Annotated in this window: 12 protein-coding genes and 1 riboswitch; of the genes, 7 read left to right on the forward strand and 5 right to left on the reverse strand. The window is 44.0% G+C overall.

What is annotated here, in order from left to right; genetic code table 11:
- A complete protein-coding gene (locus tag X939_RS0111595) occupies nt 1-759 on the reverse strand; it encodes a patatin-like phospholipase family protein (RefSeq protein WP_025763438.1) in 759 nt (252 codons plus the stop codon).
- Nucleotides 756-1,601: an MBL fold metallo-hydrolase gene (locus X939_RS0111600; RefSeq protein WP_025763439.1), complete on the reverse strand. Its 846-nt coding sequence runs from the start codon at nt 1,599-1,601 to the stop codon at nt 756-758. The genes X939_RS0111595 and X939_RS0111600 overlap by 4 nt, the downstream gene beginning before the upstream one ends.
- 156 nt (nt 1,602-1,757) lie before the next feature.
- On the opposite strand from X939_RS0111600, the gene X939_RS0111605 reads away from it, so the two are divergent.
- Nucleotides 1,758-4,070: a GH92 family glycosyl hydrolase gene (locus X939_RS0111605; RefSeq protein WP_025763440.1), complete on the forward strand. Its 2,313-nt coding sequence runs from the start codon at nt 1,758-1,760 to the stop codon at nt 4,068-4,070.
- A gap of 7 nt (nt 4,071-4,077) precedes the next feature.
- Here X939_RS0111605 and X939_RS0111610 read toward each other — a convergent pair whose 3' ends face one another.
- The gene (locus X939_RS0111610; RefSeq protein WP_025763441.1) at nt 4,078-4,614 is read right to left on the reverse strand and encodes a HEAT-like fold family protein; all 537 of its coding nucleotides are present in this window, start codon (nt 4,612-4,614) and stop codon (nt 4,078-4,080) included.
- A gap of 90 nt (nt 4,615-4,704) precedes the next feature.
- Nucleotides 4,705-6,108 carry a class II fumarate hydratase gene (gene fumC, locus X939_RS0111615; protein ID WP_025763442.1) on the reverse strand — a complete coding sequence of 468 codons (1,404 nt, stop codon included), beginning with the start codon at nt 6,106-6,108 and terminating at the stop codon, nt 4,705-4,707.
- A 337-nt stretch (nt 6,109-6,445) separates the two neighbouring features.
- A riboswitch (cobalamin riboswitch) is annotated at nt 6,446-6,663 on the forward strand.
- Nucleotides 6,664-6,850: 187 nt separating this feature from the next.
- On the opposite strand from fumC, the gene metE reads away from it, so the two are divergent.
- The 6 genes from metE to X939_RS0111650 all read left to right on the forward strand — a co-directional run bounded on the left by metE (nt 6,851) and on the right by X939_RS0111650 (nt 13,435).
- Nucleotides 6,851-9,175 carry a 5-methyltetrahydropteroyltriglutamate--homocysteine S-methyltransferase gene (gene metE, locus X939_RS0111625; protein ID WP_025763443.1) on the forward strand — a complete coding sequence of 775 codons (2,325 nt, stop codon included), beginning with the start codon at nt 6,851-6,853 and terminating at the stop codon, nt 9,173-9,175.
- Between the two features lie 65 nt (nt 9,176-9,240).
- Nucleotides 9,241-9,633 carry an acyl-CoA thioesterase gene (locus tag X939_RS0111630; RefSeq protein ID WP_025763444.1) on the forward strand — a complete coding sequence of 131 codons (393 nt, stop codon included), beginning with the start codon at nt 9,241-9,243 and terminating at the stop codon, nt 9,631-9,633.
- 696 nt (nt 9,634-10,329) lie between these two features.
- Nucleotides 10,330-10,914, forward strand: a complete 585-nt coding sequence (locus tag X939_RS23635; RefSeq protein WP_198034395.1) for a hypothetical protein — start codon at nt 10,330-10,332, stop codon at nt 10,912-10,914.
- Between the two features lie 31 nt (nt 10,915-10,945).
- Nucleotides 10,946-12,808 carry a carbamoyltransferase family protein gene (locus tag X939_RS0111640; protein WP_025763446.1) on the forward strand — a complete coding sequence of 621 codons (1,863 nt, stop codon included), beginning with the start codon at nt 10,946-10,948 and terminating at the stop codon, nt 12,806-12,808.
- A gap of 54 nt (nt 12,809-12,862) precedes the next feature.
- Nucleotides 12,863-13,012, forward strand: coding sequence for a DUF5989 family protein (locus tag X939_RS23785; RefSeq protein WP_198034396.1), 150 nt, complete (start codon nt 12,863-12,865; stop codon nt 13,010-13,012).
- A 60-nt stretch (nt 13,013-13,072) separates the two neighbouring features.
- Entirely contained in the window at nt 13,073-13,435 is a 363-nt protein-coding gene (locus tag X939_RS0111650; protein ID WP_025763447.1) for an SxtJ family membrane protein, read from the forward strand.
- 12 nt (nt 13,436-13,447) lie between these two features.
- Here X939_RS0111650 and X939_RS0111655 read toward each other — a convergent pair whose 3' ends face one another.
- Nucleotides 13,448-14,335, reverse strand: coding sequence for a Ppx/GppA phosphatase family protein (locus X939_RS0111655; protein ID WP_025763448.1), 888 nt, complete (start codon nt 14,333-14,335; stop codon nt 13,448-13,450).
- Nucleotides 14,336-14,345: the final 10 nt, after the last annotated feature.

A 14,345-nucleotide genomic window follows, 5' to 3' on the forward strand; every position in this document is an offset into this window, starting at 1 on the left:
TTATAGAGGTAGTACTTTTTCTTTTAAGACTCCACGGGCATACTCATAGCCTATCTTATATAATTCCTGCGGGTGGCGAAAGTCGAAGGGTGGGGTCTTGGCAAGGCCTGGGGGCTCTAGGAGTAAATCGCAACGGTTCATGCTCGGCATGTTTTTGCCCCGCATGGCCAATCGAAAACTTCGGTATACGATCTGTGGCAGATGCCTGGGAGTCTGATCTTTGGCCACCGGGTTGCTATTAACCCCAATGAGCCAATCGACTGACGGAGCAATAGGGCCCACTGGTAAATTGTCGAATATGGCTCCATCCATCAAGTGCCTGCCTTCAAACTCCAGGGGAGCGAAAATCCCTGGAAGACAGCACGATCCCAGAACCGGGGAAATAAGATTTCCAGTTGAATATTCTACTGCTTCAGCCGCAAACAGGTCGGTAGCACTTACTATCAATGGGGTTTTTAGACTTTCAAATCTATTTTCAGGTAAATATTGAAGCATTAATTTCTCGGCCCCCTCTATTTTAAATAGGCCTTTCAGATTCCAGGCAGGGGAAAGATAGCGTAGTAAGCGGGTTTTAATGAGAATTTCAAGGAGATCGTCTGGTGAGTAACCAGCGGCCATAAATGCGCCCACGAAGGCTCCCGCACTGGTGCCACTGATCAGATCTGGTTTTATACCCGACTCATATAAGGCTTTGATTACCCCTATATGGGCTATACCCCTGGCTCCCCCGCCCGATAATACCAAGCCTACTTTGGTCATGATAGAAAAATACTCAGGTTACCACGCTCTTTGATTCTAATCCCTTTTTCTGTTTGCTCCACGGTAGCGGCTTCATATACGGGATCATGTTCAAAAAGTAAAATCGCACTTTCTTTTAAGGCAAGTGTTAAAAGATCTTCCTTTTCCTTCATCGTGATCAACGGCCTGACATCATAACTCATCACCCAGGGCAGGGCCATATGATAGGATGAGGGAATGAGATCGGCTGCATAGATAATCTTTTTATTTTTATAATGTATAACCGGTAACATCATCTGTTCTGTATGTCCGTTAACATTGATAAAATCCATGAACTGGAAAGGACTCTGCTGTGGGCCGATAAATTTAAGTTGACCGGACTCCTGGATGGGGAGTATATTCTCTTTTAAAAATGAGGCCTTCTCTCTGGGATTTGGATGGATAGCCCAGTTCCAATGCGACTCGTTGGACCAATAGGTGGCATTGGAGAAGGTCGGTGCTAGCCTTTCTCCATTTTTTGACTTGCTGATAGCCCCCCCTACATGGTCAAAGTGGAGATGCGTCAGCACTACATCAGTGATGTCTTCTGCCGCATAACCTGCTTTCCGAATCGATGAAAGGAGGGTAGCATCTCCGTGTAGATCATAAAATCCGAAGAACTTGCTGTCTTGCTTATCGCCCATCCCAGTATCGATCAAAACAAGCCTGTCTCCTTCTTCAATAAGTAAACACCGCATGGCCCAGCTACATAGATTCTTCTCATCGGCAGGATTATGTTTATTCCATAAAACCTTGGGGACTACTCCAAACATGGCTCCTCCGTCTAATTTGAAGAAACCGGTATCGATTATATTGATTTTCATAAAGGGGATATCGAAAAAATGCTCGTCTTACTATTCATGAACCTCTAACTTAGGATTATTTTGTGTAAGTTTTGACACTTTTTTTATTTTCGGACCTTAGGTTCCAGATAATTGATTACTAAAACGTTTTTTCCAGATCATTATTCAAAAAAATATATGCTCATTATTCGCTTGCGACCTATTTTAATATTTTTGGTCTCATTTTTTTTTCAATTGGAGCTTAATGCTCAAAAGACTCCATATCAATATGTCAATACCTTAATAGGAACTGCCCCTTCTCAAACAGAAAGTGCCAAATCGCATAGTGAGGCCGGCAGTGAACTAAAAGGGCAGACCATGCCTGCCGTGGGTGTGCCCAACGGGATGACGCAATGGACTCCACAAAGTAGGGCGACCGAAACGAAATGTATTGTACCCTATTATTATAATGATGAAATATTTCAGGGATTTAGGGGAACGCACTGGCTTAACGGATCCTGCGTACAGGATTATGGTACGCTTACCGTAATGCCACTTTCTGGTGAGCTCATCACCGAGCCTCAAAAAAGGGCGTCAAAATACGATCATGCCAGGGAGGTAGCAGCTCCAGATTTCTACAGTGTATTTCTGGAAAGGTATCAGATTCAGGCCTCCGTAACAGCTACTGCCAGGGCAGGCATTATGACCTTCGAATTTGGAAAGGACGATGAATCGTTTATCCTAATCGAACCAAATAGTGATGAGGGGGAAGGATTTGTGGAGATTTTTCCTGATAGAGGAGAGGTAGTAGGATATAACCCCGTACATAGAATCTATCAAGGTTCCGGGCAGCATGCAGGATTTAGCGGTTATTTTGTACTAAAATTCGATCAGCCCATTACCCAGTTTGGCACTTGGATCGACGATGCCATCGCACCTATCCGGAAAATGGCCCAAGGGAAGGGACGCCGGGAAAGTATGGGAGCCTATCTGGGTTTTGGAGAGGGAAAAAAGACTGTAACTGTACGGGTCGGAACTTCCTTTACAAGCCTTGACGCCGCACGCCGTAATATGGATCAGGAGTTAGGACAAAAGACTTTTGATCAGGTGCGTAAGGCAGCTCAGGCTGCATGGGATCAGTCGTTAGGTAAAATGTCTATAAAGGGAACCGAATCTGATAAAGTGTTATTTTATAGTGCATTATACCGTACAAAGCTATCACCAAGACTGTTTTCGGATGTAGATGGCTCCTATCCGGCTTTTGCCGGGGGAACTCCTACTGAAACGGCGAAGGGCTTCGATTATTATTGCGATTTTAGCATGTGGGATACCTACAGGGCCTCTCTCCCTCTTCAGACTCTTCTGGAGCCCAAGATGGCCGGAGATATGATGCAGTCATTGGTAAAAAAGGCTGAACAAGGAACCTGGATGCCCATATTTCCTTGCTGGAATCATTATACCGCTGCCATGGTGGGTGACCATGTCATGTCGGTTATGGCCGATGCTTATATTAAAAATATCCGAAACTTCGACTTATCCAGTGCGTATAAATATTTACGCAAAAATGCATTTCAAATCAATACAGATCCGAAAAGTTACGAAGCTGGGATGGGGCGAAGAGCCTTGGCATCCTATCTGCAATACGGTTATGTGCCTCTTGAGGATAGCGTCTGGCAAGCTTTTCATAAACGCGAGCAGGTGTCGCGTACCCTGGAGTATGCTTACGACGACTATTGCTTATCAGTGCTTGCTCAGGGATTGGGCCATGCGGAGGATGCTGCGGCTCTACGGAAAAGAGCTATGAATTATCAAAATGTTATTGATCCTTCAACGGGGTATGCCCGAGGACGTTATGCCAATGGCAGCTGGGTTTCGAAGTTCGACCCCTTCGCTAAACGTGTGAGTTTTATCACCGAAGGCTCACCGGCTCAGTACACTTGGTATGTTCCCCAAGATATGGCAGGGCTCCAAAAAATCATGGGGGGGCGTCAGGCTTTTGTAAGCAAGCTGGATACCCTTTTTGAGCAGGGGCATTACTGGCATGGCAATGAGCCTAATCATCAGATAGCCTATTTATATGCATTTGCCGGGCAGTCGTGGAAATCGCAGCAATGGATACGCAAGATTATTCGGGAAGAGTATGATACAAGTGCCGGAGGGCTCAGTGGCAATGAAGATGGAGGGCAGATGTCGGCTTGGCTGGTATTCAGTATGGCAGGACTTTATCCTGTAGCCCCGGGAACGGGAGAATATGTCCTGGGTAGCCCGGTACTGGAGCAGACAGAAATCAGGCTTGAAAATGGAAAACATTTTACGATAAAAGCGAAAGCTGTTTCTGACAAAGCCCTGTACATTCAATCTGCTAAGCTCAATGGTAAAAAATTCAATCGCAGTTTTCTGACTCATGAAGAGATGACGAGAGGGGGGACATTGGAGCTCGAAATGGGAAACAAGCCTAATAAGACCTGGGCAAGTGATCCTGGTGCCTTTCCATTTTCCCTGTCGAAATAAAAATCAGTTAGGGATTTCTATTTTTGACCAGCCACTGAAGAATACGTTTGCCACGAGAGCGAAAGGCGGCCGATTCAAAATCCATACGCTCTCGTATAGTAAGTTCGAGTTCGGAGCGAATATCAGGATATAGCTTGGAGAGTTTATGAAGTATCGTTAAGGAATAGGCTTTCACGGCTTTAGGTGCCTCACCGGAGCAGATGTATTGAAAACAGTGCGTCATCAGCGAACCGTGGAGATGATCTGGGATATCTATTTCAGCGAAGATCTTTACTGTATTGCGGACGATGGCAGAGGGAGGATTGTCACTGCGTTCCAGTTGTTTTATCATTTGAGAAAGGTAGGGGATGATCAGCGTAGGAGCGAATTGACAGGCAAATCCAAGGCTATAGGCGGCACGCTGGCAGAGTCGATAATCAGGAGACAAAAAACAACTCATTAGTTCTGCAAAATGCGCTTCATCCCCAACGGCATATTGGGCTACTGCTATGGCCACAGGCTTAGATTGTTGGTGCTGGGACAGTAGTGTAGATTCGATATCCATTCAGTAGAATCTGGTTTCCATTATTTTTATGTATAAAAAAATAAACGGCCCCTGCGATGTTCTCGCAGAGGCCGTTTTGACGATTAAATATTAGAAATCGTTTTTCCCTACCATATCTTCTGGTCGTACCCATGCATCAAACTCTTCGGGAGTTAGGTATCCTAAAGCTACGGCTGTTTCTTTTAAGGTCGAACCATTTTTATGAGCTGTCTGAGCGATCTCGGCGGCTTTATAATATCCAATTTTCGTATTAAGGGCTGTTACCAACATCAGGGAGTTGTTAACATGTTTCTTGATATTGTCGTGTAAGGGTTCTATTCCTACCGCACATTTATCGTTAAAGGCCACGCATACATCTCCTATCAGTCGTGCCGAATGCAGAAAATTATAGGCCATCATGGGCTTGAATACGTTTAACTCAAAATGGCCATTGGAACCGCCTACGGTGATTGCTACATCATTACCCATTACCTGAGCCGCAACCATGGTCATGGCTTCACATTGAGTTGGATTCACCTTGCCGGGCATAATAGAGCTTCCTGGTTCATTGTCGGGGATGTAGATCTCTCCAATGCCCGAGCGTGGCCCGGAGGACAGCATCCGAATATCGTTCCCTATTTTCATCAGGCTAACGGCTACGGTTTTCAAAGCACCATGCGCTTCCACGATAGCATCGTGTGCAGCGAGGGCTTCAAATTTATTCTCCGCAGTAACAAAGGGCAAGCCTGTAAGTGATGCAATATGATGCGCTACATTTTCTGAATAGCCCTCTGGGGTATTGATACCCGTTCCTACAGCTGTTCCTCCTAATGCCAGTTCTGAAAGGTGAGACAAACTATTATAGACTGTTTTGAGGCCATGGTCTAACTGAGATACATAACCAGAGAATTCCTGGCCCAGCGTTAGGGGAGTAGCATCCATAAAATGGGTACGGCCTATTTTTACCACATTCCGGAATGACTCAGCCTTGGCTTTGAGCGTATCTCTTAATTTGGTAATCCCCGGAATGGTTGTATCTATTAATATCTTATAAGCCGCAATATGCATAGCGGTCGGGAAGGTATCATTCGACGATTGCGATTTGTTTACATCATCGTTAGGATGCAGAAACTTTGTACTGTCACTCAGTGAGCCTCCCTGCAACACATGGCCCCGGTAGGCAATAACCTCATTACAATTCATGTTGGACTGGGTTCCCGAACCAGTTTGCCAAACGACCAGGGGAAATTGATCATTAAGTTGATCCGTCAATATTTCATCGCATACTTTACCTATCAGCTCACTTTTCTCTGGAGCTAGTACTCCTGCTTCCATATTGGTGATGGCAGCAGCCTTTTTTAAGTAAGCAAAAGCCTTAATAATCTCCTTGGGCATTTTGTTGATATCCGCAGCGATCGGGAAATTCTGGATGGATCGTTGGGTTTGGGCCCCCCAGTACACGTTGGCAGGAACCTGCACCTCTCCCATGGTATCTTTTTCTATACGATATTCCATTTGATTTTTATGAATGAATAATGGGTAAAATAGACAATTTTATACAATTCCGTAAAGTTAGGGTTGGACCCGGGAAAATGAAGAATTTTTAAACTAAATCTTAGCAGCTGTATAAAAGTACTGTCTATAGAAGCCTTTTTATACATAGCCCAAACGATCCAGGAATTTGCGATTGGCTCAGTCCACTAGTTCAATTTAACTCTTGTCGCACGATTTATATTTCAAAAAAGATAAAATATCGGAAGCTTTATCGAATTTAGAGGCGCTTCACTTAATTCCAAACGCCTTGATGGTTCCTTAAATGATGTGTTTTACCTTTGCCTCGTTCTTTGGAACACCCGTCAATCGGCATAATGGTTTTCACCTTTAACACTTTCAAGAAAGGAAGGAATTAAAAAGGAACCGTGTGAAATTCACGGGCAGACGTGCTACTGTAATTGCTATCCAGAATATTGGATAAATTTTCACCCTCGAGTCCCATTGCTTCTAGTATGTTGCGAGAAGGGCGGTGAAAACGGCATCAGCCAGGAGACTTGCCTTTATGCTCAATGACCTGCCCCTCACGGATAGGGATAGGTTTCGTATTGATTTTACCACATATCTATTCCATAGCTTAACAATCCCAGGCAGACTGGGTTTGTGTAAGTACATGATGGCTATGCGTACAGGAAGAGCTGTTGGAGCTTGGTACTGGACGGGGGTGTTTTCAAGGGTTATTTATCAACTCTTAAACACAATTAACATGTTATCACACAATTTGGGGTATCCTCGTGTGGGGGCCCACAGAGAATTGAAAAAGGTCTCCGAGGCTTTTTGGGCGGGAAACGGTGGGAAAGATGCGTTGCTTGAGACTGCCCGAAAATTGCGCCGGCAGAATTGGGAAACACAGAGAGCTGCGGGCATAGACCTGATTCCTTCCAATGATTTTTCACTCTACGATCAAGTGCTGGACGCCGCCAGTATGGTGGGAGCCATTCCTAAGCGATTTCATGCTTTGATCGACGGGAAAGCCAATCGGGAAATGGACCTGTATTATGCCATGGCCAGAGGAGTGCAGCGCGAAGGCATAGACTTGCATGCCCTGGAAATGACAAAATGGTTTGATACCAATTATCACTATCTGGTACCTGAATTTTCTAAAAATCAGTCTTTTACCCGTTACTCCAACAAAGTAATTCATGAGTTCGTGGAAGCCCTGCAATTGGGAATACTTACCAAACCCGTTTTACTCGGGCCTATAAGTTTTCTTTTATTGGGAAAAGAAAAAGAGTCAGGTTTTCACCGAATCGACTTACTTGACAATTTATTGCCTGTTTATATCTCTATCCTGGAAGAATTGGCAGACCGAGGGGCTACTCATATTCAGCTTGATGAGCCTATGTTGGTGCAGGAACTTACTCAGGATGAGCAGGTGTCATTTCATAAGGCCTATGCGGAAATACGGGCTGCTGTGCCTCAAGTAAATCTGATATTGGCGACTTATTTTGGCGAACTGGCTGATAATTTAGCCCTAGCCGCCGGTCTGCCCATCAATGTGCTACATATCGACATCACCCGATCGATACATAGCCTTCCAGCCATATTGTCCTATGAAACCTTCGTTTCCAGTAATAAAATACTTTCACTGGGATTGGTGGATGGAAGAAATATTTGGAAGAATCGTTTTGAAGCATCCTTATCCTCAATAAAGCAGGCAACCAGGGCACTTGGCAGAGAACGAGTGTGGTTGGCACCCTCTTGTTCATTACTTCATTGTCCATACGACCTGGAACTGGAGGGGCAGGAAGATATTCTTACGCCAGAAGTAAAGAATTGGATGGCTTTTTCACGGCAAAAACTGACGGAAATAGCGGAGCTTAAAAGACTCTCGGCTATCAAATGGAAATTTGATCCAATTTTCCTTGCCAATCGTGCGGCTCAAGGAGCCCGAAATAATTCTCCTCTCATTCACCGTCCAGAGGTAAAAGCCGGTGTAGCAGCCATTCTGCCTGCCGACCTGGCCCGCCAAAATACATTCTCCCAACGTCAATTAATTCAGAAACATCGATTAAAATTGCCCTTACTGCCCACTACAACCATTGGGTCCTTTCCTCAAACGGAGGAAATTAGGGCCTTACGTGCCCGTTTTAAAAATAGAGCTATATCAGAAGAGGATTATCATTCCGAATTAGAAAAAGAGATTATCGCCTCTATCCGCTGGCAGGAATCCTTAGGAATGGACGTGCTGGTTCATGGTGAATTTGAACGCAATGATATGGTAGAATATTTTGGGGAACGATTATCTGGATTTGTATTTTCTCAAAATGGTTGGGTACAAAGTTATGGCAGTCGTTGTGTGAAACCGCCTATCATTTATGGTGACGTGTCCCGGCCATTTCCCATGACGGTCCGTTGGTCAGCCTTTGCACAAGCCAATACCATCCGACCTATGAAGGGAATGCTGACCGGGCCGGTTACCATTCTACAATGGTCATTCGTTCGGGACGATCAGCCCCGGCAGCAAACGGCTTGGCAGATAGGCCTTGCCATACGCCAGGAAGTACTGGACCTGGAGAAGGCCGGTATCCGAATCATTCAAATTGATGAACCCGCTTTGCGGGAAGGGCTGCCGCTTCGCAAGAAAGATTGGGCACAGTATCTGGAATGGGCGGTGGGTGCCTTTAAGCTGAGCGCTTCGGCAGTGGCCGATCAAACACAGATTCATACGCATATGTGTTACTCTGAGTTTAATGATATTATCGAAGCCATTGCAAACCTTGATGCCGACGTGATCACCATCGAAACCTCCCGATCTCAAATGGAACTTCTTGATGCATTTGTTGAATATAAATATCCTAATGAAATTGGACCAGGAGTTTATGATATCCACTCCCCCCGAACCCCCTCAGTGGACGAGATGGTGCTCCTACTTGAAAAGGCACTAAGGGTCATCCCTGCCCGGAATTTATGGGTCAACCCCGATTGTGGGTTGAAGACGCGGAAGTGGCCGGAAACGAAGGTTGCTTTGCAAAATATGGTTGCAGCTGCTAACTTGCTCAGAGAGGCTGTAGCCTTCAGTGAAAAATAAAACTATAAATCTAATAAATTGAATCAACCTGGGAAAACCTGCTCCCAGGTTGATTTGTAATTCTTATGAGCCCCCTGGAACAGAAAATTAATTTGTCACAAGTAAGCGTTTTTAAAACGGTGTTTCCCAACGATACCAATCATTATGACACCCTATTTGGGGGGAAGGCCTTATCGATGATGGACGAAGTTGCATTTATGGCAGCTACACGTTTTACGCGTCTGCGCTGTGTAACGGTTTCTTCCGATCGCATTGATTTTACTCAGCCTATTCCCGCTGGGACCATTATAGAGCTGGTAGGGCGTGTCGAGGTGGTAGGTAATACCAGTCTCAAGGTAAGGGTAGATATATTTATCGAACAGATGTATGAAGAAGGCCGAGAAAAGGCAGTCTCTGGCTTGTTTACCTTTGTAGCCCTGGATGAAGAGCATAAGCCTGTTCGTATTTCACAGCCTTAAAGTTCGAAAACTACAGTAATCTCTCAGGCCTTATTTATAGGGTCTGGGATAGCGCTTATTTGTTAATAACCCCCGATTTATAAGCATGTAAAAATATTCTTAGGAATAATTGACTTTAGTATATTAATATTTCTATATTGTGGATACTTGACGGATATGATATTGTGATATATAGTAATATTTAGACGCATGGATAAGAAATTAGTCTATTTGTTATTGCTATTTCTCCTTATGCTTTTGATTACAGAAGCTCTAGTCAGATTGATTATGCTGACCCAGGGAATGTCATTTTTTACGCCTCATCATTTTATGGAGGAAAAATATTATCCTCAACTCCTAAAAATTAAGGAAAAATTTCAGAGCAGAGTCTCCTCTGCGCCTTCGATCTTAATTTTGGGTGGTTCTGTGATAAGTACAGACTGGTCCCGGCCAGAATCCAGGCTGGATACTTTGATAAGGAACAGGTATCCCGAAATAAAGACAATTAACATCTATAATGCAGCTCATCCGGGACACACCTCCTTAGATAATGCAATTAAGTACAGGCACTTAAAACCCTTTAAGTTTGATCTGGTGATTTACTATGAAGCTATTAACGAGGCCAGAGCCAATAATATAAGACCCGAACAGTTCAAGTCAGATTACAGTCATATTAAATGGTATGAGCAAATTCTCCGCTTAGAACGTCATCCAGAAATGAAATTTACTATTATACCTTATGTTTTGGATCTGGTCTTTACTGAGATTAAAAGCTTAATTATTAAACAGCAATATATTCCTATGGAAACGGTGGATCCACAATTTATGGACTATGGTTCCGGAGTTAAAACGGCTGAAAGCTATGAGAATAATTTAAGTGAAATATGCCAACTGGCTAAGGAAAAGAAGGAGCAATTGTTATTGGTAGAGTATGCACCTTATTTTCCAGCTGGCCAAAATTTAACAGGAAGGGAAGAGGACAAGCAAGCCTTTGCCAACTGTTATGGCATGTCTCCGGTAACTACCTGGGGCAGACCCGAGAATGTTCAGAAAGCCATTGATATCCATAATGAGATCTTACTTAAAGTGTCAAAAAAAGAGCAAATTCCGTATTTAGATATGAGTAAAAAGCTCCCTAAGCATAAAGTAATGTATTGTGATGTTTGTCATTTAAGTGAGATAGGTGCGCAGGTTTTTTATAAGGAATTGGCCTGCTATATCCTAGAAAAGAATTTGTTAAGTTTAGTTAGAAAACCCTTGGACTCGAAAGCGGAATTAATAGAGTCAGGTTTTTTTGAATAGTGGTAATTCAAACTACATAAGGCATACACACATGAAAATATTAGGCATTTCGGCCTTTTACCACGATTCGGCTGCAGCTTTAGTGGTGGATGGTAATATCCTCGCGGCCGCACAAGAGGAACGATTTACTAGAAAAAAGCACGACGCTACCTTCCCATCTCATGCCATTGCTTATTGTTTGCAGTATGGTGGGTATAGTTTGAACGAGCTGGATGCTATTGTCTTTTACGACAAACCTCTATTAAAATTTGAACGAATTCTAGAGTCCTATTACGCTTTTGCCCCTAAAGGACTTCGGTCATTTTTGCTGTCCATGCCTGTATGGATTAAAGAAAAGCTATTTTTAAAACGTATATTAAGGGTAGAACTGGGAAAACTAGGATATGATTCTAAATCAGACATCAAGGTTCTATTCCCTGAACACCACCTATCGCATGCTGCCAGTGCTTTCTACCCCTCTCCATTCGCTAAAGCTGCTGTACTAACCGTAGATGGTGTTGGAGAATGGGCCACAGCTTCTATTTGCCTGGGCGAAGGAGAGGGGCTTACAGTACTCAAGGAACTTCATTATCCCCATTCTCTTGGTTTACTTTATTCAGCCTTTACCTATTTTCTAGGGTTTAAGGTCAATTCCGGAGAGTACAAATTGATGGGTTTGGCCCCTTATGGACAACCCGATTCTGAAGAAGTTAAACGTTTTGAGGAGATTATTCTTACCGAACTCATCGACCTGAAGCCGGATGGATCGCTGTGGTTAAACCAGAAATATTTTGATTACGCTACCGGCCTGAAGATGGTAAATGAGGCTCGATGGGAAGGACTTTTTGGTTTTAAATTACGTAGGCCGGAAGATCCGCTGGAGCGTCAGCATTGTAACCTTGGGCTAGCCATTCAGCAGGTAACGGAGGAAGCTGTTATTCGGATGAGTAAGGAAGCTCAACGCCTATCAGGGGCAGAAAATCTCTGCTTAGCAGGGGGAGTGGCATTGAACTGTGTTTCTAATGGAAAACTTCAAAAAACTGGGATTTTTAATCAGATATTTATTCAACCTGCTGCGGGTGATGCAGGAGGAGCGCTAGGGGCGGCACTGGCCGCAGAGCATATATATTTTAGTCAACCCAGAAAAATCAAACCCGGACGGGACAGTATGCAGGGTGCTTATCTGGGCCCCTGTTTTTCAGATTTGGAAGTGAAGCTAATGTCCAAAAAATACAAGGCGGTTTTTCAGTATTTTTCTCATCTTCCGGAACTGACCGCTAGTGTAGCACAGCTTTTGGCCCGTGGGCAGGTGATAGGCTGGGTTCAGGGGCGGATGGAGTTTGGGCCACGCGCCCTAGGATGTAGAAGTATTCTGGGTGACCCTAGAAATACCGAAATGCAGAAAAAACTAAATCTTAAAATCAAATATAGGGAGTCGTTTCGTCCATTTGCTCCCTCGGTTCTCGCAGAAGATGTTGGCCTTTTTTTTGAGTATGAAGGGGATTCACCTTATATGTTATTGGTTCACCCCTTTAAGGAAAACAGACGCATGGCTCTTCCTGCTAATTATACGGACTTGGATTTAAGGGAAAAGCTTTATTATCAACGCTCCGATCTGCCATCCATTACCCATGTTGACTTTTCGGCTCGAATTCAAACGGTTCATCAGGAAACCAATCCACGGTATTATGAACTCCTTCAGGCATTTAAGGAGCTTACTGGGTATGGAGTACTAGTCAATACCAGTTTTAACGTTAGAGGAGAACCTATAGTTTGTTCGCCCGAGGATGCCTATCGCTGCTTTATGCGGACTGAAATGGACTATTTGGTAATCGGGGATTTTCTCTTCGATAAAAGGGATCAACCGCAATGGAAAGAGAAAGATCACTGGCAGCAGGAGTTTGTGTTAGACTAAACTGAATTTTTATTGAATCGAATTAAGTGAATGTTCAAATAAATAATCTAGTCGATGGAATTTCTAAAGGACTTGTTCGAATTTATGAAGGAGCGAAAGAAATGGTGGTTAGCTCCTGTTATTCTGGTTTTGCTACTACTAGGTGTACTTATTGTCATTGGCGGCGGTTCGGCCGTGGCTCCATTCATTTATACCTTGTTTTAATTTGTTTAGGGAGAGGCAGGGCTATACCTGAGAGGCTCTGCCAACTTAATTTTCACTGCTATGTCCGATTCTGAAAACAGTAAGGCACAACTGGTTATTGTCACCGGAATGCTCGTCCTATATTTTTTATTTGTTACTGATGTTTTTCTATGGATAGCCACGTTGGTAGGAATTCTTAGTTTGGTTTCCTCAAGGTTGGGGGCCCTATTGGTGAAAGCGTGGTACCGCCTTGCAGCCGTCCTTGGACTAATTAATGGAAAGGTATTGTTGTCGATAGTATATATCTTTATTCTAGTCCCTGTGGCATTTATGGCCAGATATGGCAGGAGAAATCCATTGTCTCTCTCCAGAAATCAGCAATCTTCTTTATTCATAGTTCGAAATCACCGGTATACTGCTAAAGACCTGGAGAGAGCATGGTAAATTAAGGGGAGGCTAACTATTTTTTTGTCTTGCCTGGGCTCTGTCGTAGAGCTGTTGGAGCATCCCATCCTTTAGTCCTACATCGGGAACGTGCATAATCTCGGCTCCTGCCCATTTCATGGCTGAGGTGTATATATCACCTGCAGGAACGATCACATCGGCACGGTCCGGATTCAGTTGGAGTTTATTTATTCGCTCCACCAGTGTGAACTGCGCAATATATTCTTTCATCCGGATAATTTCCGAAAGACTTGTGGAACTTTCACTGAGTTTGGAAGAGAGATCAAAAAGCTTGTTAATATTTCCACCCGTTCCTACCGCTTGGATGGGCTGAGTGTAATCTACATTTTTGCGGATCCACTCTTCTATTTTCTGCCAGGATCCTTTCGTTTCCTTGCCCTCCAGTAGCCTTACCGAGCCCAATTTGAACGATTTGGAAACGATTTGTTTGTGATCCCGATAGACATTAAGTTCGGTACTGCCTCCGCCAACATCTATATGGAGAAACTGCCCCTCGCCCAAGGATTTGATAACCACATTATTGACAAGGTCTGCCTCTTTTTTACCATCAATTATTTGTATGTTGATACCAGTACGTTGTTGAATATTGTCGCGGACCTGGTGCCCATTAACGGCCTCCCGCATGGCGGAAGTCGAGCAGGCCATATAATCTTCAACCTCATGCAATTCCATTAATAACTGGTAGGCAAGCATAAGCTTTATCATTCGGTCTTCACTGAAAGGAGAAATCTCGCCTATGGTAAACACATCGTGTCCCAGGCGCAGGGGGAAACGTACATATTCTACTTTTTTAAAACGTACCCGGCCCTCATCGTTCAGTACCGATGAGATCTGCATGCGGGCGCCATTGGACCCAATATCTATTGCTGCGTATTTCAAAGTTTGTGGT

Source organism: Dyadobacter tibetensis Y620-1 (assembly GCF_000566685.1).
GTDB lineage: Bacteria > Bacteroidota > Bacteroidia > Cytophagales > Spirosomataceae > Dyadobacter > Dyadobacter tibetensis.

What these genes read in the sequence shown, in the direction of transcription:
- X939_RS0111595 (WP_025763438.1), bottom strand. Translation starts at nt 759, where the DNA reads ATGACCAAAGTAGGCTTGGTATTATCGGGCGGGGGAGCCAGGGGTATA.
- X939_RS0111600 (WP_025763439.1), bottom strand. Translation starts at nt 1,601, where the DNA reads ATGAAAATCAATATAATCGATACCGGTTTCTTCAAATTAGACGGAGGA.
- X939_RS0111605 (WP_025763440.1), top strand. Translation starts at nt 1,758, where the DNA reads ATGCTCATTATTCGCTTGCGACCTATTTTAATATTTTTGGTCTCATTT.
- X939_RS0111610 (WP_025763441.1), bottom strand. Translation starts at nt 4,614, where the DNA reads ATGGATATCGAATCTACACTACTGTCCCAGCACCAACAATCTAAGCCT.
- fumC (WP_025763442.1), bottom strand. Translation starts at nt 6,108, where the DNA reads ATGGAATATCGTATAGAAAAAGATACCATGGGAGAGGTGCAGGTTCCT.
- metE (WP_025763443.1), top strand. Translation starts at nt 6,851, where the DNA reads ATGTTATCACACAATTTGGGGTATCCTCGTGTGGGGGCCCACAGAGAA.
- X939_RS0111630 (WP_025763444.1), top strand. Translation starts at nt 9,241, where the DNA reads ATGAGCCCCCTGGAACAGAAAATTAATTTGTCACAAGTAAGCGTTTTT.
- X939_RS23635 (WP_198034395.1), top strand. Translation starts at nt 10,330, where the DNA reads ATGAAATTTACTATTATACCTTATGTTTTGGATCTGGTCTTTACTGAG.
- X939_RS0111640 (WP_025763446.1), top strand. Translation starts at nt 10,946, where the DNA reads ATGAAAATATTAGGCATTTCGGCCTTTTACCACGATTCGGCTGCAGCT.
- X939_RS23785 (WP_198034396.1), top strand. Translation starts at nt 12,863, where the DNA reads ATGGAATTTCTAAAGGACTTGTTCGAATTTATGAAGGAGCGAAAGAAA.
- X939_RS0111650 (WP_025763447.1), top strand. Translation starts at nt 13,073, where the DNA reads ATGTCCGATTCTGAAAACAGTAAGGCACAACTGGTTATTGTCACCGGA.